We start from the raw sequence: 26,705 nt of genomic DNA on the forward strand, positions 1-26,705 counted from the left end.
ACGGGCCGACGCTGCAAGCCCGCCAGAGCGGCAATCTGCCTTTCAACTTCGGCGGCATGACCAGAAGGTCAATGCCGCCTCGTTTCAAGGCACCCTGCTCGCGTGTACGGGTTTTCGCTGTCGTTGCCAAAACATCGGCGTTGCCTTGATCCAAACCTGCCAAAAAGGGACAGGTTTATTTTGGTCGGTATTATCTGGGCAAACGTGGCCGTCTATCGCAATGTAGTCGTTGGGGACGTCCCCAACGACTACATAGTATGAGAGTGGATAATCTCCCGGTTTGAGCCTGCATCCAAGCTCAAAGTGCGAGATTTCCACTCTCATTTGCTATGCGTCCGAAAATCCACGTTCGTTTCTTTTCTGCCTACATTTGGAGGAAGAGCTCGTGGAGGCGGGTGTCGTCGTCGAGCTCGGGGTGGAAGGTAACGCCGAGCTGATTGTCTTGACGGGCGGCGACGATTCGTCCGTCGACTTTCGCTAAGGCCTTGGCATTGCCGTGTACCTCGACGATGCGGGGTGCACGGATAAACGTTAACGGCACCTCACCGTCGATACCGCCTACCTGCCCCTTGGTGCGAAAACTGCCGAGCTGCCTGCCATAGGCATTGCGCTCAACGAGTATATTCATGGTTGCCAAGCGCGGTGTTCCCTTGTCATCGTGGGCGGCAAGGTCGCGCGCCAACAGAATCAGACCGGCACAAGTTCCCAGTACAGGCATGCCTTCAACAATGCGGGTACGAAGATCCTCGAGCATATCGAGTTCGGCAAGTAGCTTGCCCTGAACGGTGGACTCGCCGCCGGGAAGTACCAGACGGTCAAAGTTCTGCTGCAAATCGGCCGCCTGCCTCAGCTCAATACAGTGTGCGCCCAGCTCGGATAGTCTTGCTTCGTGCTCGGCAAAAGCGCCTTGGACCGCCAGCACGGCGACCGTTTGGTCTGCATAATCGCTCATGGGCGATCCTTTCTGCCGGACTAGCGCCCGCGCTCTTCCATGATAATCTCGATCTCGTCGGCGTTGATGCCCACCATGGCCTCGCCCAGGTCCTCCGAAAGCTCGGCAATGAGTTTGGCATCGGTGAAGTTTGCCACGGCCTTGACGATGGCGGCGGCGCGCTTGGCCGGGTTGCCGCTCTTAAAGATGCCCGATCCCACAAAGACGCCCTCGGCGCCCAGCTGCATCATCAGCGCGGCGTCGGCGGGGGTCGCTACGCCGCCGGCGGCAAAGTTCACGACGGGAAGCTTGCCCGTGGCGTGGACCTCGCGCACCAGCTCGACCGGAACCTGCAGTTGCTTGGCTGCCTCAAAGAGCTCGTCATCGCGCAGGGCAACAACGTCACGGATCTGCTTTTGGATCTTGCGCATGTGACGCACGGCCTGGACGACATCGCCCGTACCCGGCTCACCCTTGGTGCGAATCATCGTGGCGCCCTCGGCAACACGGCGCAGCGCCTCGCCCAGATCGCGGGCGCCGCAGACAAACGGCACGTCAAACTGGGTCTTGTCGATGTGATAGACGTCGTCGGCAGGGGAGAGAACCTCGGACTCGTCGATGTAATCGATCTCGATGGCCTGCAGGACCTGCGCCTCGACAATGTGGCCGATGCGGCACTTGGCCATAACGGGGATGGAGACGGCCTCTTGGATGCCCTTGATCATCTTGGGGTCGCTCATGCGTGAGACGCCGCCTGCGGCACGGATGTCGGCCGGGATGCGCTCGAGTGCCATGACGGCGCAGGCGCCCGCCTCTTCGGCGATGCGTGCCTGCTCGGGCGTGGTGACGTCCATGATGACGCCGCCCTTGAGCATCTGCGCGAGCTCGCGATTGAGTTTGACGCGATCTGCCTTGCTGGTCTGTTCTGCCATGGTTGCTCCCTTGGTTGGCATGTGCATTGCTTGACGGAACATCCTATCGGGGAGCTGGGTATGGCGAAATACTCAGTTTTAGAGATAATAATAAGGTCAGACTAATACCAGATTGAATAACTTAATAAGGTCAGGTGATAAACTCATGCTTGACTACAATTTGGAAAAACGCGGCGACGCATCGCTCTATGAGTATATTTACCAGCAAATTCGAGATGATATCGTTGCTGGACGCATTGCGGCGGGGGAGCATCTTCCGTCTAAGCGCGCCTTTGCCAATCATCTGGGAATCAGTGTCATTACCATCGAGAATGCATATAGCCAGTTACTTGCCGAGGGCTATATTTGCTCAATGCCGCGTCGTGGCTACTACGCTTGCAAGCTTCCGGATGCACCGGTTTTGGCTTCGGCTGCAGAGGGCATCGACCGGGATGCCGTCTCTGCGGGTTCCGGCGCGCATGATGTCAACGGACAGGTCGAGCGATTCGATGCACTTTCTCCTTCTGCTTTGGAGGCGGCTCGGCTTTGGCAAAGCGCGCTGCGGGCGACGCTGGCATCCGAAGACGAGCGCGAAATCTTTTCGACCGCGCCGGCACAGGGCACCACTCGGCTACGACGCGCAATTGCCCACCATCTGCGCGGGACAAGGGGCATGAATGTCGACCCCAACAACGTTGTTATCGGCGCAGGCGCCCAGCTGCTCGATACCATGTTGGTTCAGTTGCTTGGCGCCGACAAGGTGTATGCCGTTGAGGACCCGGGCTATTTGCGCCTAACGCGCATCTATCAGGCTATGGGTTGCAAAGTTCGACATATCCCGTTGGATGGTGAGGGCGTAGACTTGAGCGCTCTGCTGAAAACGGGGACCGATGTCCTTCACCTGATGCCGTCCCATCAGTATCCGACCGGCCTTGTGACGAGCATTGCGCGTCGCTATGCGCTGCTGAGCTGGGCCGCCGAGCGACCAGGTCGATATCTCATCGAAGATGACTTTGATTGCGAGTTTCGTCTGGCCGGCAAGCCGATTCCCGCGCTTGCTTCGATCGATGCCGCTCAATCGGTCATCTACACCAACACGTTTTCAAAGAGCCTTTCATCGGCGTTGCGTCTAGCGTACATGGTGTTGCCCGATAAGCTGATGAAGCGGTTTAGGTGCAACCTTGGTTTCTACGCCTCGTCGGTGAGCTCTGTCGACCAGGTCGCTTTGGCTCGTTTGCTGGAATCGGGTGATTACGAGCGACATGTGAACCGCGTGCGCGTTCGTGCTCGTGAGGCGCGTGATGGCCTGGCGGCGCTTGTACGGAATGCGTTTCCAGCAGGAGAGGTTTCGATCGAGCATGCAGACGCAGGCCTTTACTGCACCGTGGTTGCGGAGCGGGGAACGGGCGGAAGCTCTTTTGCGCAGGCCCTCATGCGCTCGAGCATCCCTTTTATCGATATCAGTAACTGTTATTGGTGCGCCGATGGCGCATCTGTCCCTGAAAACTCAACTCAAATTCTTGTCCAGTATGACGACCTGAGTCCGGAGGTGCTTAATACCCTGGAATCGCAGCTAATGGGGCACTCTGTAACCTAAGTGAGTAGACTTTTGGCACTTTGGCGACCAGACAGTTTTGTAACAAGCTATCTACCTGTGGTTTTGAGAAGTGGGATCATCGGTCTGCTCGGGATGTCCCAAAAAGTCTACTCACTTGCCGCGCAAAGCTTCCGCATGAGAAAAAATGGGGTTTTCAACAGGGCTTCGTCCAGTTCCCGGTAAGCTTTTGGCCAGTTGGGGAGGGCTGTTGAAAACTTTGTAGTTCGTTCGGCGCCATTTTTGGTGCGTTCGCGCCAATGAGAGACCGACTGGGTTGAAATTCGTGCTTTCCTGTGCCTATGAAGGATCTACTTTGTGACATATCGGCTTTTAGGTACTGGCGTTTGCCCCCTCAAGTCCGCGCTTTGTGTCCTCCGCTTCCGCGGCCGGATGAAGACCGGCAGCGATATGACCTCGTCCGCAACCCGACGGCTGCAGTCGCGCTCGGTTTTCCCTTGTATACATTGGTTCGGACGAGAAACAAACGGACTTGCCCTGCCAACATTAGGCAGCGGCTGTTTCTTGGTGAACTCCCCAGGGAATCCGTGCTGGAAACGGAGCATGGATTTTTGGTCACGTCTCCTCTACTGACGGCATTTATCATGTCTCGACATCTGACGGATCTCCAACTTCTGCTGGTATTGGCGGAGATGTGCGGCTTGTTTGCGGTATGCGCTCTGCCGGCGGCACTTGAGGTGGAGCTTTCGCGTGCAATTGATTCGGGTACGATTTCGACAACGTTGGGTTGGGTGCGCTGCCCGTCCGAGGGCGGCGCCGCCTCAAATTTGTGGCGTCGCGACGCTTTGGTTTTGGATGGGGACCTTGACCGTTTTTGTTCAGATGTTTGCGGGATGCGTTACGGCAATCGATTTATGGCGGTGTCGCAACTCGTTCCATTGGGTGCCGCTTCGCCTTTTGAGGTCGAGGCGTATTTGTTGCTTGGACTGCCGCGAGCCCTGGGAGGTGAAGGGTTTTGCGGCATAGAGCTCAATGTCAAAGTGATGCTAAGCACAAGTGCACGAGCGATTGTAGGAAAGACCCGCGTATATATCGATCTACTTCTTTCCTCGCCGGACGGGAGGCGACAGGTGGCCATTGAATGCCAGGGAAAGGCCTCGCACGGGCGCGCGGGGGATGGCTTGCGTGACGCTGATCGCATGACGGCGCTTCAAGCCATGGGCTACGACGTGCTTCTCCTGACACACGGACAGATATCCGATGAGGATAGATTCCGTGCGATCGTTAAGGCCGTATGCAGGATGCTCGATGTTGAATATCGCGAAAAAAGCTCGGATGAGCAAAGGGTTGAGGCGTTACTCCGGTCTGAACTATTCGTTGACTGGACAAAATTGGGAGTAATCGACGGAAAGATGTCCATTGGACACAAAACAGCTCGATCGTGGACGGCGCGGATCTAAGTGAGTAGACTTTTGGCGTGATGGCGACCAGGCCGTTTTGCAACAAGTCATTTACCTGCTGCTTTATAGAGCAATATGGATGGTCTGCTCGGCAAGTTCCAAAAAGTCTACTCACTTAGTTTTTGACGAGAAGTCGATGCCGAAGGTGGCCCTATTTCAGGGCGTTAACGAGTTCATGAGACACGAAAAAAGCCCGAACCATGCGGTTCGGGCCCTTTAAAGTTAGAGATTATCTCTCAGGCGGTTGGCTTAGCCAAAGTAGCGCTTGAGCAGGCCGGCGAAAGCCTTGCCGTGGCGGGCCTCGTCGCGAGCCATCTCGTGCACGGTGTCGTGGATGGCATCGAGGCCAGCGGCCTTGGCGCGCTTGGCAAGATCGGTCTTGCCGGCGGTGGCGCCGTTCTCGGCCTCAACGCGCATCTCGAGGTTCTTCTTGGTGGAGTCGGTCACGACCTCGCCCAGGAGCTCGGCGAACTTGGCGGCGTGCTCGGCCTCCTCGTGGGCAGCCTTCTCCCAGTATAGGCCGATCTCGGGATAGCCCTCGCGATGGGCGACGCGAGCCATGGCCAGGTACATACCGACCTCAGAGCACTCGCCCTCAAAGTTGGCGCGCAGGTCGGCAACGATGTCCTCGGAGACGCCCTCCATCTTGGCGACGCCCACGACGTGCTCGGCAGCCCACTCGAGCTTGCCCTCCTCCTGCTTCAGGAAACGAGAACCGGGAACGCCGCACTGGGGGCACTTAAAATCCTCGGGCAGCTGGTCGCCGTCGAACTCTTCCACATAACCGCAAACGGGGCAAACAAATTTCATGATTCGATCCTTTCGATGGATGGCGATGGGGCGCTTGTCCGATCCCGTAAGGGCCCTCTCCGGACGTGCGTCTTGACGAGTTCTATTATCCATAAATGCAACAAAATGTGAAGCCTATTAGGAATGATTTTTGATAAAACAATTTTGAAAGATGAAGATGTTGATTGATTAACGATTGGCAGGCCGCCTGCGACCTCTGATGAGTACAATCGGTCGAACAAATGTTGACCAATCAACAAATGAGGGAGTTTCCTTTATGCATCTAGCCCGCTGCGCCTGGTGCCGAACGTATCAAACGGTTTTTCGCATCGCATTGCCGGTACTGCCCTATACCGAGCCACGCATTCTGGAGCATGCTGAGAGAGAGCGCCTGCCAGGCCATTATCGGCTTTGGCGGTGGCTCGGCCATGGACTGTGCCAAGGGCGTGGGAGCACGCATCGCGCAGCCAAACAAGCCCATCAACAAGATGCGCGGCCTGTTGCGCGTCCATCGTCTCCTGCCGCTGCTTATTGCGGTTCCCACTACCGCCGGTACGGGAAGCGAAGTCACGCTCGCGGCGGTTATCACCGATAACGAGACGCACTACAAGTACCCCATTAACGACTTTGTGCTTATCCCGCGCTTTGCGGTGCACGACCCCGAGTTCACGCGCGGTCTGCCCGCCTCCATTACGGGGCAGACGGGCATGGGCGCCCTGACGCATGCCGTCGAGGCCTTTATCGATTGGGCCGATCGAATGAACGCCGCCTTGGACATTCCCAAATATGTGACGGGCATTCGCCGCTCCGACATTCCCGAGATAGCGGCGCATGCCGATGCCGAGGCCAATCCGCTGTACCCAGTTCCACTTTTGAAGGACCGTTTGGAGCTGATGCGCATGTACGAGGTCGTCGCGGGTGGTATGTTTGAGGGCGAGAACTAGGAGGGTCCATGAACACCGAGGAAAATGCGCGCATCGTCGGAGACCAGCGCGTCTACTTTAAGACGCACGCCACGTTTGATGTCGATGCTCGACGTCGTGCGCTCGTGAGTTTACGCGATGCGGTGCGGGCCCACGAGGCCGATATTGCCCATGCGCTCAAGACCGATTTGGGAAAGTCGCATGACGAGGCGTATATGTGCGAGATCGGCACGTCGCTTTCCGAGATTCGTCATCAGATCGCGCATGTGGCTCGATGGAGTCGTCCGCGCCTGCGTCTGTGCGACCTTGCCAACGCCGTGAGTGTGTGCAAAACGCAAGCCGTGCCCTATGGCGTCACGCTCATCATGGCCCCGTGGAACTACCCGTTTTTGCTAACGCTCGAGCCGCTCGCCGGCGCCCTTGCCGCGGGCAATACTGTGGTCATCAAGCCGAGCGCCTATGCTCCGGCATCGAGTGCGGTGCTCAAGCAGATCTGCGAAGAGGCATTTGATCCGTGCCTGGTGACAGTTGTCGAGGGCGGGCGCGCCGAGAACGAAGCACTGCTCGATGAGTGCTGGGACAAGATCTTCTTTACCGGTAGCGTTCCGGTCGGCAAGCTCGTCATGGAGCGCGCAAGTAAAAACCTTACGCCCGTGACGCTTGAGCTGGGTGGAAAGAGTCCCTGTATCGTGGATGCGACGGCAAACTTGAAGGTTGCGGCACGGCGTATCGCCTTTGGTAAATGGCTCAACGTGGGGCAGACCTGTGTGGCGCCCGACTACCTGCTGGTCGATACGCGTGTGCACGACGAGTTGCTGGGCCTCATCAAGGAAGAGGCGCGCCGTATGTTTGGCGAGCATCCGCTCGACAACGAGGATTACGGGCATATCGTCAATGCCAAGCATTTTGCGCGCGTGCATGGGCTAATCGATCCCGATAAGGTCGTGCTTGGAGGTGCTGCGCGCGAGGCTTCGCTCAAGATTGAGCCGACAATTTTGGACGGCGTGGCCCCCGATGACGCCGTGATGCAGGAGGAGATTTTCGGTCCCATCTTGCCGGTGCTGACGTTTGAGAGCCTAGACGAGGCCGAGACGTTTATTACGGATCGTCCGACGCCGCTGGCCCTGTATATCTTTAGCCAGGACCGTGAGGTTCAGCAGCGCTTTGTGCGTTACGTGCCCTTTGGTGGCGGTTGCGTCAACGACACGATCATGCATCTGGCTACGAGCCATATGGGCTTTGGCGGCATGGGAGCGAGCGGTATGGGGCAGTACCATGGACGCGAGAGCTTCGATACGTTTAGCCACAAGAAAAGCATCGTGAACAAGGCAACGTGGCTGGACGTGCCATTCCGCTATGCCCCTTACGCAAACTGGAAGCACAAATTCGTGCGCATGTTTGTGCATTAAAATCAGATGGCGTAGGGACAAACGGTCGAAAAGACGCAGACAGGATGAATTTGTGTCCGCACGGACCCGTAGACTTCTCGGCAAGGTTAAACGCCGGTTTATCCGGCCGTTAGGGGAGTTGCTATGTACGAGCCCTCACGTGTTCTTCTGTCGTTTCATATCGCAGGATTTCAATATGCCGACGGCGCTTTGGTCCTAGGCGATTTTAAAGCGGGCGATAAACTGACGCTGTGCGCCGAGCGCGATAATCCCCATGATCCCGAGGCGGTCGCGATCTACTATGGCAAGACCAAACTTGGCTATGTTCCGGGAAACGAGGTCGGCCCGCTGTCCTTGATGATGTATTACGGCCACGAGGACGTATTTGAGGCCCGCGTGCAGCAGGTTGCCCCCGAGCGTAGCCCGTGGCACCAGGTGCGCGTTGGCCTCTATGTGGTGGATGCTCGCTAGTCGGTAAGGGAGGCTGCCATGTTTGATGACGACGACCTGTTCGATTTGACGGACGATTCGTTTGAGTGGGATATGCTACTCGACGACGATGAGCTGGAGCAGGATCGTAAGATGCGACAGGACAAGAAAACTCAGGGTGATGCGTCGAAAAAGAAAGACAAGCGCCGTCGCGGACTGTTTGGCGGGCTCTTTGGGTAACTGCCGCATCGCTGCGTCTGTATACTTAGCACGAGTTGGACGCGTTGCGAAATGAGGACTGAGCCGATGATGTGGTTTACCGCCGACCTGCACCTGGGCGACACGAATATCTTGCACGACATGGACCGACCGTTTGGCTCGGTTGAGGAGATGAACCGCAAGGTCATCGATGCCATCAATGAGTGCGTGGCTGCGGATGACCGCCTCTATATTCTGGGTGACTTTACCTATCGTTTGCCCCTGGCGGAGGCGGTGCGCCTGCGTAAACGCATTGAATGCCAGAACGTGACGCTCATCCGTGGTAACCATGACGGTGACTGGAAAGATCCCGACGTACCGCAGATTTGGGAAGACGTGCGCGATTACCTGGAGATTGCTCCCGGCTATGCCAAGGGCCATCGTCTGGTTATGAGCCATTACCCCATGCTCAGCTGGAACGGCAAGGCGCGTGGCGCCATTATGCTGCATGGGCATATCCACAGCAGGGGAGACCGCACCAATACGCGCAACCGCGATCGCGAACGTCCTATCTTTCGCTACGATGTCGGCCTCGATGCCAACGAGTACAAGCCCGTAAGCCGTGACCAAATCCTAGGCTTCTTTGGATTGTAATTCTCGAACCGTCACACAAACCGCCACAAAGGGGACGGGCACCTTTGTGGCGGTTCTGGTGCCGTTGCCATTATGGCGGCGGCACCTTTTTTGTCCGTGCGGCGCGGTAGAGTGTAGGCGGTTGAAATTTGCGTCCAGCGAGGAGCTGCTATGAACGAGATCAAGTGCCCACATTGCGGCGAAGTATTTAAGGTCGATGCATCCGGCTATGCGGATATCGTCAAGCAAGTGCGCAATGCCGAGTTTTCGCGCGACCTGGATGAGCGTGTGAAGGCGGTCCAGCGCGAGGGCGAGCAAGCGCTGGAGCTTGAGCGCTCGCGTTCGATGGCTGCCTTGCAAGAGGCAGAGTCCCAGCGCAACGCTCAGCTTACCGAGCAGAAGAACGCTGCAGCTCAACAGCTGGCACAAGAGGTTGCCAAGCGCGATGCTGAGCTCGCCGAGCTGCGCGCCAAGCTCGAGGGCGCTGCCGCAGAGCGCGAGAGTGCAAGCCAGCGCGCGGCGGTAGAGGCACGAGCCAACGCTCAAAAGGAGAATGCCGAACTCCAGCGCGAGATTGACAATTTGCGTGCGCAGCTGGAGCGCAAAGATGACGAAGCCAAGCTCGTCGAGTCGGCGGCGCGCAATGCTGCTCAAAACGATTTAGCTGCACGTGATGCTCAGATTGCCGAGCTGCAGGCCAGGCTTGCCGCGGCGGACAAGGCCCAGGAGATGGCGCTTGCCGCTGCCGCGGCAGAGTCGCAGCGTGAGCTCGATGCCGCTCGCAGCGAGGCCGAGCGCGCGCTTGCTGACTATCGCGCGAAGGTACAAGAGAGGTTTTCCGCCGCAAAGGCTCAGTCTGAGCGCGAGGCCGAGGGCCTTCGTGCACAGCTTCGTGAGCAAGAGCTTTCTGCAAAAATGGAGCTGTCGAAGGCGGTCGCCGCGGCGGAGCGAGAGCGCGATGAGGCGCGTGCCAAACTGACGAGCGAGCTGGCGGTGCGCGATTCTCGCGAGGAACAGGCCAAGGCGGCACACGAGCTCGAGCTTGCGCAGGCCAAGCGCGCGAGCGATGACCTGATTCGCTACAAGGATGAAGAGATCGAGCGCCTTAAGGACATGAAGGTCCGTCTGTCCACCAAGATGGTGGGCGAGTCGCTCGAGCAGCACTGCGAGACCGAGTTTAACCGTCTGCGCATGACGGCATTTCCCAACGCGTACTTCGAGAAGGATAACGATGCGTCCGAGGGTACCAAGGGCGACTTTATCTTCCGCGAGTGCGACGCGAGCGGCAACGAGGTCATTTCGATTATGTTCGAGATGAAAAACGAGAACGACGAGACCGCGACCAAGCATAAAAACGAGGACTTCTTTAAGAAACTCGATCACGATCGTCGCCAGAAAGGCTGTGAGTACGCGGTGCTCTGCACGTTGCTCGAGCCCGAGAGCGAGCTCTATAACGTAGGGATAGTCGACGTGAGCTATCGCTACGAGAAGATGTACGTGATTCGCCCACAGTTTTTCATTCCCATGATCACGCTCCTTCGCAACGCCGCCATGGGCTCACTGCGCTATAAGCAGGAGCTAGCGGAGTACAAACAGCAGAATATCGACGTCACGAACTTCGAAGCCAAGATGGAGAAGTTCAAGAATGATTTCGGTCGCAACTACGAGATCGCGAGCCGCAAGTTCCAAACGGCAATCGATGAGATCGACAAGACGATTAGCCATCTGCAGAAAACCAAGGAGGCATTGCTGTCCTCCGAGAACAATCTGCGCCTAGCCAACAAGAAGGCCGACGATCTTACCATTCGCAAGCTCACGTGGGGCAACAAGACCATGAAGGCGGCGTTTGATGAGGCGCGCGGGGCTGCGCCAGAGACAAACGATGAGCCAGCCGAGGCGGATTCGTATGAGGTCGAGGATACCGAGTAAGGCATAGCGTATAGTGCAAAAACGGGGCCGCTGGCGATATTGCCAACGGCCCCGCTTCGTTTCGTTCCAGTATGTTCGACTAGTCCTCGAGCAGGTCTTCGATAAAGCCGACGCGGTAGTTTTTGAAGATGACTTCACCGCCGTCTTGCGTGGCGTCCAGATCGACATCGCCCATGATGCCAAAGTCGTGGTCGCCGTCCTCGTCGGCAAAGATCTGGTGCACGTGCCATACGTGCGCGGTCTTCTCGTCGGACTCATCGATGGAAAACATCGCGGCGCTGCGGGCGTCTCCGTCGGTGAGGATTTCCTCGTGCTGCTCATGGTAGGCATCGAGGGCCTTTTGCCAGCGGATCTCGCTCATGCCCCAGTCGTCGTCGAGCTCGCCCAGGTCGCGAACGTGCTCACGGGCGGCAAGGGTCACGCGGCGGAAGAGCGCATTGCGCACCAGCAGCGTGCAGCCGCGGCGGTCCGCCACGACCTCGTCGATGCCCTGTGGCGGCGCGGCATCGAGGGCTGCCGGGTTGCCGGCGTTCTCCCACTCATCCACCAGGCTCGAGTCCACCGAGCGCACCACAAAGCCCAGCCACGAGATAATGTCGCGCAGGCGCTCGTCGCGCTTCTCGATGGGTACGGTGCGGTCGAGCGAACGGTAGGCCTCTGCCAGGTAGCGAAGCAAAATGCCCTCGGAGCGGGCGATGCCGAGCTTTTGAATGTAACCCTTAAAATCGCTCGCGCTTTCCAGCATATCGCGCAGGACACTCTTGGGAGAGAGCTGGTAGTCGTTTGCCCAGGGCACTTCCTGGCAGTACTTGTCAAAAGCGGCGTCGAGCAAATCCTCGAGCGGCTTTTCGTACGTGACGTCTTGAATGCGCTCCAAGCGTTCCTCATACTCGATGCCGTCGGCCTTCATCTCGGCCATAGCGCGATCGCGTGCGGCGCGCTCCTGTGCGCGCAATACCTGCTTGGGGTCCTCGAGCGTGGCCTCGACCATCGAAATGAGGTCCATGGTATAGGTCTCACTTTCGGGGTCGAGCAGCTCCAGCGCGGCAAGCAAAAACGGCGAGAGCGGCTGGTCGAGCGCAAAGTCCTCGGGCAGGTCGACCGTCAGCGCGTAGTCGATATCCGGCGCGGCGTCAGCCGGAGCGTCGGGTGCGGGCGGCACCTCGGTGCGCACGACGACGCCGGAGTCGATGAGCGTGGCGAAGATCTCGTCGGCGCGAACCTCAAGCTTGGCCTTTTCTTCGGGGGTCTGCAGGCTTGTCTCGATGAGGTCATGTACGCGGGCTCGGGCATTGCCGCCCTGCTCGACCACACTAATCACCATAGAGTGCGTGATGCGCAGGCGTGGCTTGAGTGTTTCGGGTTGCGTCTCGATCAGGCGCTCAAAAGTTTGCTTGTTCCATGAGACAAAGCCCTCGGGGGCCTTTTTCTTTTTAATCTTACGGAGTTTTTTGGGGTCGTCGCCCGCCTTGGCCATAAGCTTGGCATTCTCGATCTCGTGCTCGGGTGCCTCGGCGATTACCATGCCCTCGGTATCGAAGCCCGAGCGACCGGCGCGACCGGCAATTTGATGGAACTCGCGGGCGCGCAGACGACGCATTTTGTAACCATCGAACTTGGTGAGCGCGGTGAGCACCACGGTGTGGATGGGTACGTTGATGCCGACGCCGAGTGTGTCGGTGCCGCAAATGACGGGCAGCAGGCCCTGCTGCGCCAAGCGCTCGACCAGCAGGCGATAGCGCGGCAACATGCCAGCATGGTGCACGCCGACGCCGCATCCAAGCAGGCGCTTGAGAATCTTGCCAAAGGCCGTGGAGAAGCTCGTTCCCTTTGCCGCTTCTTTGATGGCTTCGCGCTGCTCCTTGCTGGCGATGCCAAAATTGGCGAGCGACTGTGCCGTCGCAAGGGCGGCATCCTGGCTAAAGTGCACGATATAGAGCGGGGCCTCGCCGCGGCGCATCGCGAGCTCGACCGTGCCCTCGAGGGAGGTCGTCACATAGTCGTAGCTCAGCGGAACAGGACGCGGGGCATCGACAACCAAGTCGCAAGCAGCGCCGGTGTGCTCCTCGAGCGAGGCGGCGATCGCGGTGACATCGCCGAGCGTGGCGCTCATGAGCATAAACTGCGTGTGGGGCAGGGTGAGCAGCGGTACCTGCCAGGCCCAGCCGCGGTCGGGGTCGGCAAAGTAGTGGAACTCGTCCATGGCCACGCAGCCCACGTCGGCGCCCTCGCCCTCGCGCAGCGCATCGTTGGCAAGGATTTCGGCCGTGCAGCAGATGACGGGCGCCTTGGTATTGATATGCGTATCGCCGGTGATCATGCCGACGTTATCGCGGCCGAGTACCTGTACCAGGTCGAAGAACTTTTCGCTGACCAGGGCTTTGATGGGGGCCGTGTAATAGCAGCGCTTGCCCTGAGCCATGCCCATAAAGAGCATGCCCAGCGCGACGAGCGATTTACCCGATCCGGTCGGTGTGCCTAAAATGACGTGATCGCCGGCGGCCAGGTCCATGAGGGCCTCTTCTTGGTGATTCCACAGCTCAATGCCACGGTCGCTCGTCCATTCAAAGAAGCGTTCGAAGGCCTGATCGGGCGTGAGCCATGGTTCGGGCTCGCTGCCGTCCTCGGGCTCCCACCAGGTGGGAGAGAGCGCGCCGAGCGAGCCAAACTCGGCTTCGGTTCCCGTGCCGCCCGAGAACGAGCTGGCGGCGCCGGCACCGGAGACGGTGCTGGCGGCGGTATCTGTCGTGGTCTGTGCCATGTGTTTGCTTTCTCTCGCGATTGTCCGCCAACTATTATGGCGTAGCGTCGCATCGATGCGTTCGCAGGCAAGAAAATGCAGGAAATGGGCGTTCTGCCCAGCTGTTTGGTGCAGTTGCCAGCTAAGTGAGTAGACTTTTTGCAATATCGCGAGCACATGGCTTTTGCGCAAAGGCTCTACCTGCGGTTTTAGTATTGGTTATGCGGGTTGTGCTTGGCTATTGCAAAAAAGTCTACTCACTTAGATTTGAGGGTCGTTTGCTGGCGCCTATTTGCGCTTGTTTGCCGAAGCCGCGACCATCAGAGGCCCCTGGGACTCCTGCGGTAAGCGCTTCTTGCCCTTGCGGGCGCGGTTTTTGAAATTCTCGACGGCCTCTTCCATGCCGAGGGGCACGTAGGTGAGCTCATCGAGATTGTCGGGCAGGTAGCACGCAAGGCTTTGCTCCTGCGCGCGCCCCGCCGTGAGCTGTTCATCGCTGGGCAGCGCGTCGGGAGTGGCGCAAATGCCATAGACGGCGGCACCCATCTCGCGCGTGCGGCGCTCGTATTCGGTCTCGGGATGCTCGGGATGGTCGCGGCGAACGTCGTCACTTACCCATAGTGTGTCGTAGCCGGCCGCGGCAAACTGCCCCAGGGCGTAGTCGCGCAATGGCTTGCTGTCGGTGCGCAGCGTGACGGTGGCGCCGGCTGAAAAAAGCGGGCGGTAGAGCATCAGATGGTCGACATGGACGAGTCGTTTTTTGGCGTACTTGGCCTTGGGCTGCGGCGTGGGAAAGTTGATAGTGATGGCATCGAGCTCGCCTGTGGCAAACAGCTGCGGCAACGATGCGGCGCCTCGGGGCAGGACGAGTGCGTTGGTCAGTTCCTGCTCGCAGATTTTCTGTGCGGCATAGGCGATGCAGATGGGCTCCTGGTCCATGCCGATAAAGAGCGTGTTTGGCTCGTGGGCCGCGCGCTCTACAAGGTACGTTCCCTTGCCGCAGCCAAGATCCAGGTGAAGGTGTTCGAAAGACTTGCTGCCTGCGGGCGCACAGGCCTCGCGCCAATCTCCGGCATAGATTTCAGGGTTCGTCTCAATCGCATCGGCGTAGCGCTCCAGGCGCTCTTCGAGCACAAAGTTCTTAGGCGTGCGAACGTGGACGGCTCCCATGAGGCTCCTTGGTCATAAGTATGGAACGCATAGCTGCGCGTTCCATCAATGGGTTGAAAAAAGGGTAGGCATAGCTTGCCCGAAAGACGCGGTGCGGCTCGACGGCGAGTCGTCGGTGCCTACAGGCGCTTGAGAATCACGTAGCGGTTGAGCTCGCCACTGCGACCGTCGGCATGGAAGCGCTCAAGCTCGCGTACGGGGACCTCGCCGCTCTTGTAGAACGTGCGAACGCCGCGCACCAGGTCGGTGATCTGCTGATCGTCAAAGTGATGGCAATAGCGGTAGGCGTGGCGGTCGTTTTGCCAGCCAATGAGGTGGTCGCCGGCTTCAAACTGCGCGGAATCGTAACCCTCAAACGGCGGGGTGAGCTCGGCGCGGGCCTCGGCGCGAACGGCCTTGCGCGCCATGCGCTCGTCGTTCATAAACTCCCAAAAGCTAATGGCGATGATGCCGCCCGGGCGCGTCTGCCGCACCAGGGCGTCGAGCACGCGTACGCGGTACTCGCACGACGGCACGTGGTGCATAAAGCCAAAACAGACCGAGATATCGGCGAGCGGGGCGTCGAAAAGCGCGTCGGGTGTCTCGGCGGGGTTGAGCTTCATGAGGGCGTCGAGCACGTCGAGTTCCTGGAAGTGCAGGTTGGGAATGCGCAGGGCGTGACCGTGCGCATCGATAGCCAGGTCTTGGCACGAGTCGACGCCATAGAACTCAAACGGGCAGCTGGCATCTGCCGAGGAGTTTGCGCCGTCGACGCCCTTGGCGGCAAGTGCGCCGCCGGCGGCAAAGTTCTCGAATCGCATATTGCCGCAGGCAAGGTCGAAGACGCGGACGGGATGCTCGATTGTGGCGACGTCGAGCTGCTCGAGCGCGATATCCATGGTGCGTACCCAGCCGGGCCACGGGGCCTGACGCGTATCGGAAAAGGAGGCGGAGTGCTCGCGATAGAACGTGTTGTTGAGCTGGATGAGCGATGAGGCGAAATCGCGGTTCACGGCGCGGGACTCCCTCCGTTGGCGGTGCGGAATAAACAGTACGACCATACTACCGTTAACGCCGCAACGGGGACAACCAAGCTACGTGTCATTGCTTTGTTTGGACACATTTCCGCAGCTCATATGCACCCGCAACCGCCGGTTGTCAAAAATCTCACTAGAATAGGTGGCATGCTTTTGGCGGTGGCGGATAGATTTTTAACTGTGCAAGGCGCCTTAAGAACAAAAACGGTCCGGCGGCACGGCTGGCATCACATAGGAGGAACCATGAATGTAGAAACTGCGCAGCGGCTCGCCGACCTTCGCCGCAGCAAAGGCTTTAGCCAAGAAGGGCTGGCGCGAAAGCTGGGACTGTCGCGCCAGGCGGTCAGTAAATGGGAGCGCGCGGAGAGCTCGCCCGATACCGAGAACCTGATCTCGCTCGCCAAACTCTATGGCGTGAGCCTGGACGAGCTGCTCAATCCGAGCGACGAGATCGAGGACGATATCGAGTTTGAGAACGAGGACCGCGCCCGCCAGCGCGAGGCCGAGGCGGCAGAGCGCGCCCGCACCCATGAGGCGGCGGCACGCGCCACCGAGGCGGCAACACAGGCGAGTGATGCCGCCGCCAAGGCGGCACAAGCGGCAAGCTGGAGTGCGCAGGCCGCCAATGCTGCTACGGCGCAGGCGACGAGTGGCGGCGCAGTTGGCTCGATTCCGGTGAAGGGCCCGTTCCAGTCGTTCCCGTATTGGGCCGTGTGCTGGCTACTGTTCTTTTTGCTGATGTTCCCGTTTGGCGCCGGCCCCTTTGCCGCGCTGATCTTCTTTACGATTCCCATCTATCACTGGGTGGCGCGTGCGCTCGATGGCGATTGGGCGCGCGGTGATATTCAGGTTGGTCCGGCATCGGTGACGGCTAGGGCTCGGAATGTTTCCGCTGCGGTTGATACTGATGTGGCTACCGCGACCACCGCTGAGCCGATTGCCAAAGAGGGTGATGAATGATGAAGCTTTCGCATGAATCCAAGGTACGCTTGGGCGTTGGCGTCGGAGCGTTTGTGCTTATCATTGGGCTTGTCTTTGGCATTTCGCGGCTATTGGCTCATTCCGATATGGTGCGTACGACCGGTATTCTATCTGGCCATTTGTCTGATTTTGACGATATGTTTGACGAGGACGATTCCTTGAATAGCGGTAACTATTCCGCTCGGCCTCAGCAGCTTTCGAGTGTGACTTTTGATGCCGATGAGTTCCGCTATCTCGATTTCGATATCAATGCGGCTTCGGTGGACGTCAAGGTTGTTGATGGCAACAAGGCTCGCGTTATAGAGCGGGGGCGCGTTGCCGAGGGTATGGATGCCTCCAAGGCCGCGACGCAAAACATCGCATCCGTCGAGGACTCGACGCTCAAGGTTTCCCAGTTTGGAAGTGATAACGGTAAGGCAATCGATCGCTCAGTTACGGTTGAGCTGCCACGCCGTGTTGCCGAACATCTGAAGGGAGTCAACGCGCACGTGGGCTTGGGTGATCTGCAGATTGCCGGTGTCATCTGTGATGGTTTCGACCTTTTCCTGGGTGCGGGAGATGTAGAGTTTTCGGGCAGCGTGACTGATGCGCTCAGCGCTGAGGTCGGTTCGGGCGATGTGACGTTCGAGCTTTACCAGGCCCCCGCGAAGTCGATGGACGTGAGCGTGGCCTCGGGCGATGTGGAGATGACGGTTCCGAATTCTACGGGCTTTAAGGCGAGCCTTACCGTGGGCAGCGGCGACTTCGAGAGCGATTTCCTTCCGCTTGGCTACGACGGCGAGACCATTTTGAATCTTGAATTCGATAACGGTGATAAGTCTGCCACGTATCGTTTTGAGGTCGGTTCGGGTGACATGTCGTTTGATCCGGAGTGACACGCGGTTTTCGGAGATCGGTACATATAGGCGTGCTCTTTGATGAAGGCGCCGGGGCCGTGACGGGCTCCGGCGCCTTTGCCTTTACAATGGGGGCATGGAACAGATTATCTTGAACATACTTAAAGCCTTGCGTCGCGGCGAGACCGTGGACGACAAGGCGCTCGTCAAATTGATACATGCCGAGGCACGCCGTGAGGGTGCCGACAAGCGCGATCTGGCCAAGCGCCGTCTGCTGCCGTTCTACCAGCGGGTTAAACGTGAGGATCCGGCTCGTTGGGCTGCGTGGAATGTCGATTCCGATCTGGAACGTCAACTGCTGCAGGTGCTACGCATGAAGCCGCGCCGCACGGCTTCGGGCGTAGCGACCATTACCGTCATCACCAAGCCGTGGCCGTGCTCGGGCGATTGCCTGTTTTGCCCCAACGACCTGCGTATGCCCAAAAGCTATTTGCATGCCGAGCCCGCGTGCGCCCGTGCGGAGCAAAATTGCTTCGATCCGTATCTGCAGGTGAGCGCTCGTCTGACCGCGCTTTCGCAGATGGGGCATGCGACCGATAAGATTGAGCTCATTGTGCTCGGTGGCACCTGGAGCGACTATCCGGAAGGCTATCAGACATGGTTTATGTCGGAGCTTTTCCGTGCGCTCAATGACGATGCCGTCGCCGGCGTGGCGGCCAACCCCATGTTGGCGCGTCCGGGCATCAGCCGTGCCGAGGCGGGGCGTCTGCTCGACGATGCACCCGCCGATGCCCTGCCGCCGGTGGTAGCGGAGCGCCGCGAGCGCTATCGGGCTGCCGGCATTGCGACAGACGAGGCCGAGCTCGCTGCCGGCGTTGCCGACGAGCAGGAGCGTGTGGATGCTGCCGTGCGCGGCTATAACCGTGCGGTGCGTCGTCTGTACGGCCCCGGTACGCCGTGGGGCGAGGTCACCGAGTGGCAGACGGCAACGATGGAGGAGCTCGAGCGTCAGCAGCGCATCAACGAGACGGCGAAGCATCGCGTGGTGGGACTCGTTATCGAGACGCGCCCCGATGCCGTAACGCCGCAGGCGCTTACGCTCATCCGCCGCCTGGGCTGCACCAAGATTCAGATGGGCATCCAGAGCCTCGACCAGTACCTGCTCGATATCAACGAGCGTCGCATTTCGGTGGGGCAAATCGAGCGGGCGTTTTCGCTTGCGCGCCTGTTTGGCTTTAAGATCCACGCGCATTTTATGCTCAACTTGCTGGGTGCCACACCCGAGGGGGACAAGCGCGACTACGAGCGCTTTATGACCGAGGGGGCCTTTATGCCCGACGAGGTCAAGGTCTACCCGTGCGCGCTCATCGAGGGCTCGCGTCTGGTGGGCTGTTACGAGCGCGGCGAGTGGCGCCCCTATACCGAGGAGGAGCTGCTCGACGTGCTAGCCGATGACATCGTGGTGACGCCGCCGTTCTGCCGTATCAGCCGCATGATCCGCGATTTTAGCTCCGATGACATTATGGTGGGCAACAAGAAGCCCAACCTGCGTCAGCTCGTCGAGAACCGCCTGGCTGCTCGGGGTGACGGTGCGACGGTGCGTGAGATACGCTATCGCGAGATCAGCACGGCGGGTGCCGACTTGGATGAACTGACCCTTGACGAGGATGTAGCGTACGAGACGCCGGTGACGCACGAGCGCTTTTTGCAGTGGGTGACGCCGCAGGGCAAGATTGCGGGCTTTTTGCGCCTGTCGCTGCCCGACCATTCGTTTGTTGCCGCGCATGCGGACGAGTTGCCGACGACGCCGGACGAGGCGATGATTCGCGAGGTGCACGTGTACGGCATGGCGGCGCGCGTGGGCGACCAGGGCCAGGCGGCGCAGCATCACGGGTTGGGGCGTTTGCTCGTAGAGCGTGCGTGCGAGATTGCCCGGGATGCGGGTTATGCGCGCATCAACGTGATCAGCGCGATTGGCACACGCGAGTACTATCGCCATCTTGGATTTTATGACCATGGCCTTTATCTGCAAAAGGAGCTCTAGATGAACAAACCGAGTGTTTCTGCCGGCGTTGTTGCCGGCGTTGCTCTGGGAGCCGCGGCGCTTGGTGCGGCTGCCGTCGCTGTTCGTGCTGCCTGCCTGCAGGTTGCGCGAACCCGCAATGGGTTGGCGCGTGTGAAACGCGTGCACGATGAGGGCGGCGATGAAGTCCGCGTATTGGTGCAGGGCGGTGTCTACCAAAGCGCGAGTTACGTCGGCGAGCGCTGGGCGGAGCCCGTCTTTGCGTATTATCGCGCGTTTGACGACGTGTTTGAGGCCGAGGATGCGATGCGTGACGTTTATGGTCACGGTATCAGCCGTATGCTTATGCTAGGTGGCGGCGGGTTTGCCTATCCCAAATTTGCGCTGATGTCGCATGAGGGCCTGCGCATGGACGTTATCGAGTATGACGGAGAGATTACGCGCCTGGCGCGCCGCTGGTTCTACCTAGACGAGCTAGAGCGCGCGGCGGGCGATCGCCTGCGGGTGATAACCGCTGAGGCTCGCTCGTATCTGGGTGTGACGAGTGTGGGCCATCGTCGCTACGACGTGGTCGTGAGCGATTGCTTTGGCGGTGCCGAGCCCGTAGGCGAGCTGGCGACGGTTGAGGCGTTGCGTTTAGTGCGGGGCAGCCTGAACCCCGGGGGTATCTACGTTGCCAATATCGTGAGCGCAAACGAGGGGAGCGATGTAACGTTCCTGCGCGACTGTGCTGCCACGGCACTCGAGGTATTCGGCCACGCCTGGGTGGTCCCCTGTGGCGATACAGAGTTCGGCGGCGAGGAAAACTACCTGCTCATCGCCAGCGACGGGAACCATGCCTTTGCCGAAGCCGTGCCCTTTGACGCCGACTTCCTCGGCGCCGTCCTTCACGACTAGCGCGTCTTTCTGCGACCAGTCTTTCTGGGACGGGGCTTTTTAGCTGCTTTCGGATGCCGGCTCGCTCCACATCGGGAGCAGTCAATTTGGGACGGGGCTATTTTAGCTATCCCTGCCACTAATCGGCCAAACCTTTCGCTTTACCTGCAAGGGCAGCTAAAATAGCCCCGTCCCAAATTGACTGCTCATATAGTCAGCCCCGTTTTATGCGTGGTCGCGCCAGCTGCGGACACGCTGCCTCATACCCTCTATGTCGAGCACGCCTTCGGCAAAGCCCTTACGCACGAGCTCTTCGGGAACGAACTCATCGTAACGATCAAAGTAAGGCACCTCGCCGGGATAGACGAGCTCGATGGGATCGAAGTCCTTCTCGGCCTCGGCGGCGAGTACCTCAAAGAACGTCTCTTCGTCGGCCTTCATCTTAAACTGCATAAAGTACGGGCGCGACGGGTCGAGTCCGCGAAGGCCCAGCTCCGCGGCACATTTAATCTTGAGTATGCGCTCGAGCGCCAAAAAGGCATAGCTGCCCAGCCAGGGGAAGAGCACCCAGGTGTCGCCGCCCAGGTTAATGAGTGGCCTAGTGCCCGCACCCGAAATCTCGGCCGTATGGCGAGCCTGCGCCAGACGGGCTCGCGCGTTGCCCATAAGGTATGGATATGTCGCGTGCTCGTTGAGCGCCTTGCGCATGCGCTCGAGTACATGCGTGTTGATGTCGCCGGGGCAGTCGCCAAAGTAGGCCGGCACACGGCCCTTGACCTGCGTAGCAAAGACGGTGTGGCGCTTCCAGTCCACTTCCTCGACAATCCAGCAGTGCCCGGCGATGGCGATGCGTTCACCGGGCGGTGGGGGATTGACGATCGTGCCCAGCTCGGCCGACTCGCTGCGGACGGTGAACTCCTCGTTTTCCTGAAACACGGCGTAGAACTTAAAATTGTTGATGATGCGCTCGCCCGCGAGGCCCACGATGAGCCCGCCGCCCTCGGTGACCTGGATATGGTCGATCTTAATGAGGTGACGCAGCAGCACGCGATAGTCATCGGCTGAGACGCGGTGGAAATAACTGAGCGTGAGCACGCGCTGGGCAAGTTCTGCCGGCGTGAGCTCTCCGGTGCTGGCAAGCGTCGACATAGTCTGGTGATAGAGCAGACTGTAGGGGAGTCGATCGAGCTCGGGCGGCTCGACCCACTTTTCCTCGCGATAGAGTTGTACGAGTGCGATGCCCTGCAGGAGCTTCCACGGAATGGTTTCGGGCATCATCGTGCGCGGCTCGGGCTCTTCCTCGCGCATGACAAACCACATCTCGGGCGGAAGGTCGCGGCGTCCCGTGCGGCCCATTCGCTGCAAAAAGGAACTGACGGTAAATGGCGCATCGATCTGAAACGCACGCTCCAGACGGCCGATATCGATGCCAAGCTCAAGCGTAGAGGTGGTGACGGTCGTCTGTGCCTGCTCCTCATCGCGCATGAGCTCTTCTGCCGTCTCGCGCAACGATGCCGAAAGATTGCCGTGATGGATGAGGAAACGGTCAGGCTCGTGTCGGCTCTCGCAGTAGCTGCGCAGCATGGAACATACGGCCTCTGCCTCCTCGCGCGAGTTGGCAAAGACCAGACACTTGCGCCCGCGGGTGTGTTCGAAGATATAGCCCATGCCGGGATCGGCGTTGTCGGGTGCGGTGTCGGTGGGGTTGAGGAGCGCTTGCTCGGCGGCCCGGGGGATGTCGACTTCGCCCTCGGGGGCCGAGGAAGTGCAGCGGTTCCCGGAGGTAGCCTTACCCTGTGCCCGTTTGCGACGTTGACGGCGCTTGTCCTGTGTGGGCTGTCCGCTGTGGCACATGCCTTGGGTGTCGGCCGGCAGCGCCGTGGGTGCCACAGCCTCAATGCGCTCGGAGGCAAGCACTTCGGCCTCTTGAGGACCCATGCTCTCGAATCCCCGCTGCTGTGCCTGGGGACCCGAGTTGTAGAAGTGCTCCATGGAGATGCGCCACACGCGGCGCGGTTCCTCAAAACGGGGGATAACGCAGTCACGTCCCGTTCCCTGTGAGAGAAAAGCGCCCGTGCGCTCGGGGTCGCCGATGGTGGCCGAAAGGCCAATGCGTCGAGGCTGCACGCCGGCCATGCGCGAGAGTCGCTCGATAAGGCAGAGCGTCTGCCCGCCACGGTCGCCGCGCATGAGCGAGTGGACCTCGTCGATGACCACATAGCGCAGGTCGCAAAACATGCGCGGGATCGCCATGTGCTTATGGATCAGGAGCGCCTCGAGTGACTCGGGCGTAATCTGTAAGATGCCGCTCGGCTTTTTGATGAGCTTAGCCTTGTGCGACTGCGAGACATCGCCATGCCAGTGCCAGACAGGGATATCGGCCTCTTCGCAGAGGTCGTTAAGGCGGACGAACTGATCATTGATGAGCGCCTTGAGGGGGCCGATGTAGAGGGCGCCCACGCTCGCGGGCGGCTTCTCCCAAAACTCGGTCAGGATGGGAAAGAAGGCCGCCTCGGTTTTGCCGGAAGCCGTGGATGCCGTCAGGAGCACATTGTCTTGTGTGTTAAAGATGGCATCTGCCGCCGCAACCTGAATGGAGCGGAGACTCTCCCAATCGTGGGAGTAGATGAAGTCTTGGATAAACGGGGCGTAGCGGTCAAAGGCGTTCACGGGGCCTCCTTTCAAAAGCGAATCTCTCAACGCGGCGGGCAGTGGCTTGCTGCATGACTGCTTCAATGTTTGCCCAGATAAAACCTGCTAAAATAAACCTGTCCCTTTTTGGCAGGTTAGATGGCGAATTCGGCGAAGTTGCGGTCGGCGCCTGCGGTGCCGGTGTCGTCTGTTGCGGCTGCTGGCGCGTCACTGCCGACGCTTTGCAGCAGCTCGGCCACGTTGGCGTCGGGGTTTTGGCATAGGATGTCGAGCAGCTCGATAAAGTCACGAATGACTTCGCGCGGCGTCAGATGCGTGTCGGCTCCCACGCGACCGAACTCAATCTTGAGGAAGTCCACCAGGTCGCTCTCGGTAAGCGTGGGCGTCCAGCCAAAGTAGCCGGCATGAATTTGCATGAGTTTTTCGATCAGCACCAGCAACTCTTCGTAGGTGAGTGGCTGCAGACGGATGATGGGCGCGAGCATGTCCTTAAGGTCCTCGCGTGCAAAGCGGCCCTGAGCGAGTCGGCTGCGCAGGGCCTCGTAGGAGAACACGCCGCGGCGGCGGTCTTCGATGGAGGTTGGCGTGCCGCCCATGATCATGCCCAGGTACTGCGCCTTGCCCTGGAGCGTGTCGTTGTACATGGTCAGGATCTTCTCGTAGTTGTATTGGCGCGTGATCGCGTTGGGAATCTTATACAGATTCACGAGTTCGTCGATGAGCACCAGCATGCCCTTGTAGCCGCTGCAGACCAAAAAGCGCGCAATGAGCTTAACGTAGTCGTACCAGTCGTCATCGCTGATGATGGTTGAGGAACCCAGTTCGGCTCGAGCCTCGCTCTTGGTGCGGTATTCGCCGCGGATCCATTTGGTTACGCGGCTCATGGCCTCTTCATCGCCCTCGGATACGGCCGTGCGGTAGCGGCGGAGCATGCGGGCGAAGTCGAAGCCGTGGACCATCTCCTCGAGCGGGGCCAGTTGGGCATTGACGACCGACTCGTCGACGTCGGCACACGAGGCGACCCAGCGATCCAGAATAAGGTTGAGCGCACCGCCCTCGGGGCGCGTCTTGGTCGATATGTTGCGGATGAGCTCACGGTAGGTGGCAAGGCCCTGCCCCTGACCGCCCTGCAGGCGGCGCTCGGGCGACAGGTCGGCATCGGCGACGACGAACCCCTCGCCCATGGCGTGCGTGCGGATGGTCTGGAGCAAAAAGCTCTTGCCTGCGCCGTAGCGACCGACCAGAAACCGGAAGCTCGCGCCACCGTCGGCGATGAGACTCAAATCGGTGAGCAGGGCGCGGATCTCGACCTCGCGCCCTACGGTGATATAGGGAAGGCCGATGCGCGGGACCACACCGCCCTTGAGTGAGTTGAGAATGACGGCAGCGACGCGCTTGGGCACGCGGGGTGCTGCGGATGCGGTATCACTCATGGTCTAGGTATCCTCTCACGTCTGCTTCGTAATCCTCGATAATTTGCGGTCCTGCCGCGCCGAACTCGATAACGGTGTCTCCCACCAGGTCAAAGAGCGTCTCGTTGATGCTGTCGACGAGTATATCCTCGCTCTGGCCCGACCTCTCCACTGCCGATGTCGCTTGCGCTGTGTTTTGCTCGAGGAGCGCGCGAAGAAAGGCATCTTCGGCGGGCGCGAGTTTGTTCGTAGCTTCGGCAGACGCGGGCGTTACGGGTGCGGGCGCAGACACGAGGAGCGGTGCCATGACGCCAAACTCTTCGGCGGAGACAGTCGGCTTGTCGGGTTCGTCTTGCTGTATGGTCATCTCGCCAGCTTCGGCAGTCATGCCGGGCGCAGACTCGCGGCCCGGCTGCTCGATAAGCGTTGCCTCGGCTTCCACGGGCGTGCCGTCCTCGCGCTCCTCATCAATCAAAAGCGCTTCACGCGTTTGCGCGGCGGCGCTCCGAATGTGCCCCAGCTGGCTCAAATCGATATCGATCTTGACGGGCTGGTGTGCGGCATCCCACGAAAGCCATGCCACGATCTCGTCATCGATGATTTTGGCCAGATATTTGGGGACCTTCTCCTCCTTCAGGGGGTGGGCGGGGGCTAGGGCCAGGCGCAGACGTTGGTCGCAGGCGCGCATCATCTCACCAAGCTTGCTGCTCTTTTGCCTGCTGCCGTGAATTCGCATGCATTCCCAAAAACCGTTTTGGCAGCGGTAGATATGGATGGGGTCAAGACGGTATTCGCAGTCCTCGTGGCGCTCGGGCGCAAAGAACACGGCCGAGGCAAACATGGTATAGGGCATGGCCGTCTCCTCCCCAAACAAGCTCGCCACGATACCGGTCTTTCGATGCGTGTCATAGTAGCGCGCCATGCGGACGTACACGGCACATGCCACGTGGCGTAGGTCGCGATGGTGGCTGCGATCGAGTCTAGAGTTATCGAGGTTATACGTGGAGAGGGCGTTGATAGCGGCCATGAGTCGCTCCTCGCCCGCCTCGTCGGGCGGGAGGGGGAGCGTAGGCTCGGAGGTCTTGCGACGCGCAGGCGCCAGGTCCGGCGGCGTCGGTGCAGATGCAAGGTCTCGAGCCGCGCGCCGCAGCTCGATAAGGGCGTTATCGAACATGACGGTTTTAGAGTCGCGAAGCAGTTTGGGGTCGAGCCCGTGGAAAACGGCGTAATCTTGCAACCACACGCGTGCAAACCGGTCGATGCCGGGCTCGAAGGCACGATAGGCGTTCCAAAAGGCCTTGATCTTGCTAAAGCCATCGAGTGGGTCATCTACGCCAATGCCGCAGATCAGCTCATAGAGATACAGGAAGGCAAAGGACGTAGACGTTTCCTCGACAGTTCCGTGGCGCACTTGGGCACGCCAGGTAAAGTAGCCGCGCAACTGTCGATCGCTCATGGCATTGTAGGTGGGAAAGTACGACTTAAAGGTGCCGTTGTAGGGACAATCGTCCTCGAAGTCGGCCATCAGCAGGCCTTGGCGGTAAAAGAGCTCCGCCTCCGATAGCCAACGTCCCGCGCCGCCTTTGGGATCATCTTGCCAGCGCGATATCTCGCGCATCTTGCGGTACTGGTCGGGGAGGAAGTTCTGCATCTGTCGACCGGTCTTGAGAATCGGCTCGTCAGCATAGATTTCGTTTGAGAAGCGGGCGGACTGATGGGTCCGGGCCTCGGCCATAATGCGCTCGATGAGCATCTTGACGTCCTGGTCGGCCACCGCTTCTCCTCTCCTAACGCAGCTTCGGTGACCTCATATCATAGCACAGCATCAAACAGGTGTTCGAGAAACCGCTACG

The 26,705-nt window shown here is 59.5% G+C and carries 21 protein-coding genes; 12 read left to right on the forward strand and 9 right to left on the reverse strand.

The features are described from left to right. Positions 1-364: 364 nt before the first annotated feature. Positions 365-952 carry a pyridoxal 5'-phosphate synthase glutaminase subunit PdxT gene (pdxT, locus tag ACQRC0_RS04930; RefSeq protein WP_427728221.1) on the reverse strand — a complete coding sequence of 196 codons (588 nt, stop codon included), beginning with the start codon at positions 950-952 and terminating at the stop codon, positions 365-367. Positions 953-972: 20 nt separating this feature from the next. Beyond that, entirely contained in the window at positions 973-1,863 is an 891-nt protein-coding gene (gene pdxS, locus ACQRC0_RS04935) for a pyridoxal 5'-phosphate synthase lyase subunit PdxS (RefSeq protein WP_154517081.1), read from the reverse strand. 145 nt (positions 1,864-2,008) lie between these two features. Between pdxS and ACQRC0_RS04940 the strand changes: the two genes are divergently transcribed. Beyond that, positions 2,009-3,439 carry a PLP-dependent aminotransferase family protein gene (locus ACQRC0_RS04940; RefSeq protein WP_427728225.1) on the forward strand — a complete coding sequence of 477 codons (1,431 nt, stop codon included), beginning with the start codon at positions 2,009-2,011 and terminating at the stop codon, positions 3,437-3,439. Between the two features lie 545 nt (positions 3,440-3,984). Then, positions 3,985-4,857: a hypothetical protein gene (locus tag ACQRC0_RS04945; RefSeq protein WP_427728227.1), complete on the forward strand. Its 873-nt coding sequence runs from the start codon at positions 3,985-3,987 to the stop codon at positions 4,855-4,857. A gap of 249 nt (positions 4,858-5,106) precedes the next feature. Here the strand turns inward: ACQRC0_RS04945 and ACQRC0_RS04950 are convergent, their stop codons facing one another. Beyond that, positions 5,107-5,667, reverse strand: a complete 561-nt coding sequence (locus ACQRC0_RS04950) for a ferritin family protein (protein ID WP_154517090.1) — start codon at positions 5,665-5,667, stop codon at positions 5,107-5,109. 353 nt (positions 5,668-6,020) lie between these two features. On the opposite strand from ACQRC0_RS04950, the gene ACQRC0_RS04955 reads away from it, so the two are divergent. From ACQRC0_RS04955 to ACQRC0_RS04980, 6 genes are all read left to right on the forward strand, one after another. Then, a complete protein-coding gene (locus ACQRC0_RS04955; protein WP_427728230.1) occupies positions 6,021-6,590 on the forward strand; it encodes an iron-containing alcohol dehydrogenase in 570 nt (189 codons plus the stop codon). 8 nt (positions 6,591-6,598) lie between these two features. Beyond that, entirely contained in the window at positions 6,599-7,978 is a 1,380-nt protein-coding gene (locus ACQRC0_RS04960; RefSeq protein WP_427728233.1) for an aldehyde dehydrogenase, read from the forward strand. A 123-nt stretch (positions 7,979-8,101) separates the two neighbouring features. Then, positions 8,102-8,428 carry an HIRAN domain-containing protein gene (locus tag ACQRC0_RS04965; RefSeq protein ID WP_427728235.1) on the forward strand — a complete coding sequence of 109 codons (327 nt, stop codon included), beginning with the start codon at positions 8,102-8,104 and terminating at the stop codon, positions 8,426-8,428. Positions 8,429-8,446: 18 nt separating this feature from the next. After that, entirely contained in the window at positions 8,447-8,626 is a 180-nt protein-coding gene (locus tag ACQRC0_RS04970) for a hypothetical protein (RefSeq protein ID WP_154517096.1), read from the forward strand. 66 nt (positions 8,627-8,692) lie between these two features. After that, on the forward strand, positions 8,693-9,238 hold the full coding sequence (locus tag ACQRC0_RS04975) for a metallophosphoesterase (RefSeq protein WP_427728237.1): 546 nt from the start codon (positions 8,693-8,695) through the stop codon (positions 9,236-9,238). Positions 9,239-9,388: 150 nt separating this feature from the next. Beyond that, a complete protein-coding gene (locus tag ACQRC0_RS04980; RefSeq protein WP_427728240.1) occupies positions 9,389-11,146 on the forward strand; it encodes a DUF2130 domain-containing protein in 1,758 nt (585 codons plus the stop codon). A 79-nt stretch (positions 11,147-11,225) separates the two neighbouring features. Here the strand turns inward: ACQRC0_RS04980 and ACQRC0_RS04985 are convergent, their stop codons facing one another. From ACQRC0_RS04985 to ACQRC0_RS04995, 3 genes are all read right to left on the reverse strand, one after another. After that, positions 11,226-13,907, reverse strand: a complete 2,682-nt coding sequence (locus ACQRC0_RS04985) for a DEAD/DEAH box helicase (RefSeq protein WP_427728242.1) — start codon at positions 13,905-13,907, stop codon at positions 11,226-11,228. Between the two features lie 267 nt (positions 13,908-14,174). Next, positions 14,175-15,056: a tRNA (guanine(46)-N(7))-methyltransferase TrmB gene (trmB, locus tag ACQRC0_RS04990; protein ID WP_154517108.1), complete on the reverse strand. Its 882-nt coding sequence runs from the start codon at positions 15,054-15,056 to the stop codon at positions 14,175-14,177. A gap of 119 nt (positions 15,057-15,175) precedes the next feature. Then, positions 15,176-16,048 (reverse strand): class I SAM-dependent methyltransferase, encoded by an 873-nt coding sequence (locus ACQRC0_RS04995; RefSeq protein WP_154517111.1) that lies wholly within the window; start codon positions 16,046-16,048, stop codon positions 15,176-15,178. A 267-nt stretch (positions 16,049-16,315) separates the two neighbouring features. Here ACQRC0_RS04995 and ACQRC0_RS05000 point away from each other — a divergent pair, with 267 nt between their 5' ends. The 4 genes from ACQRC0_RS05000 to ACQRC0_RS05015 all read left to right on the forward strand — a co-directional run bounded on the left by ACQRC0_RS05000 (position 16,316) and on the right by ACQRC0_RS05015 (position 20,809). Then, positions 16,316-17,032 carry a helix-turn-helix domain-containing protein gene (locus tag ACQRC0_RS05000; RefSeq protein WP_427728245.1) on the forward strand — a complete coding sequence of 239 codons (717 nt, stop codon included), beginning with the start codon at positions 16,316-16,318 and terminating at the stop codon, positions 17,030-17,032. Next, positions 17,029-17,928, forward strand: a complete 900-nt coding sequence (locus ACQRC0_RS05005) for a DUF4097 family beta strand repeat-containing protein (protein ID WP_427728248.1) — start codon at positions 17,029-17,031, stop codon at positions 17,926-17,928. The genes ACQRC0_RS05000 and ACQRC0_RS05005 overlap by 4 nt, the downstream gene beginning before the upstream one ends. Positions 17,929-18,025: 97 nt before the next feature. After that, positions 18,026-19,933 (forward strand): elongator complex protein 3, encoded by a 1,908-nt coding sequence (locus ACQRC0_RS05010; RefSeq protein ID WP_427728251.1) that lies wholly within the window; start codon positions 18,026-18,028, stop codon positions 19,931-19,933. Continuing rightward, positions 19,934-20,809 (forward strand): spermidine synthase, encoded by an 876-nt coding sequence (locus ACQRC0_RS05015; RefSeq protein WP_427728254.1) that lies wholly within the window; start codon positions 19,934-19,936, stop codon positions 20,807-20,809. 204 nt (positions 20,810-21,013) lie between these two features. Here the strand turns inward: ACQRC0_RS05015 and ACQRC0_RS05020 are convergent, their stop codons facing one another. The 3 genes from ACQRC0_RS05020 to ACQRC0_RS05030 all read right to left on the reverse strand — a co-directional run bounded on the left by ACQRC0_RS05020 (position 21,014) and on the right by ACQRC0_RS05030 (position 26,626). Beyond that, positions 21,014-23,458: a DEAD/DEAH box helicase gene (locus ACQRC0_RS05020; protein WP_427728256.1), complete on the reverse strand. Its 2,445-nt coding sequence runs from the start codon at positions 23,456-23,458 to the stop codon at positions 21,014-21,016. Between the two features lie 116 nt (positions 23,459-23,574). Continuing rightward, complete coding sequence (locus tag ACQRC0_RS05025; protein ID WP_427728259.1) at positions 23,575-24,873, reverse strand: ATP-binding protein; 1,299 nt, start codon at positions 24,871-24,873, stop codon at positions 23,575-23,577. Next, entirely contained in the window at positions 24,866-26,626 is a 1,761-nt protein-coding gene (locus ACQRC0_RS05030; protein ID WP_427728262.1) for a TerB N-terminal domain-containing protein, read from the reverse strand. The genes ACQRC0_RS05025 and ACQRC0_RS05030 overlap by 8 nt, the downstream gene beginning before the upstream one ends. Between the last annotated feature and the right edge of the window lie 79 nt (positions 26,627-26,705).

This window comes from Collinsella sp. SGI.033, from assembly GCF_050315135.1.
Taxonomy (GTDB): Bacteria; Actinomycetota; Coriobacteriia; order Coriobacteriales; family Coriobacteriaceae; genus Collinsella.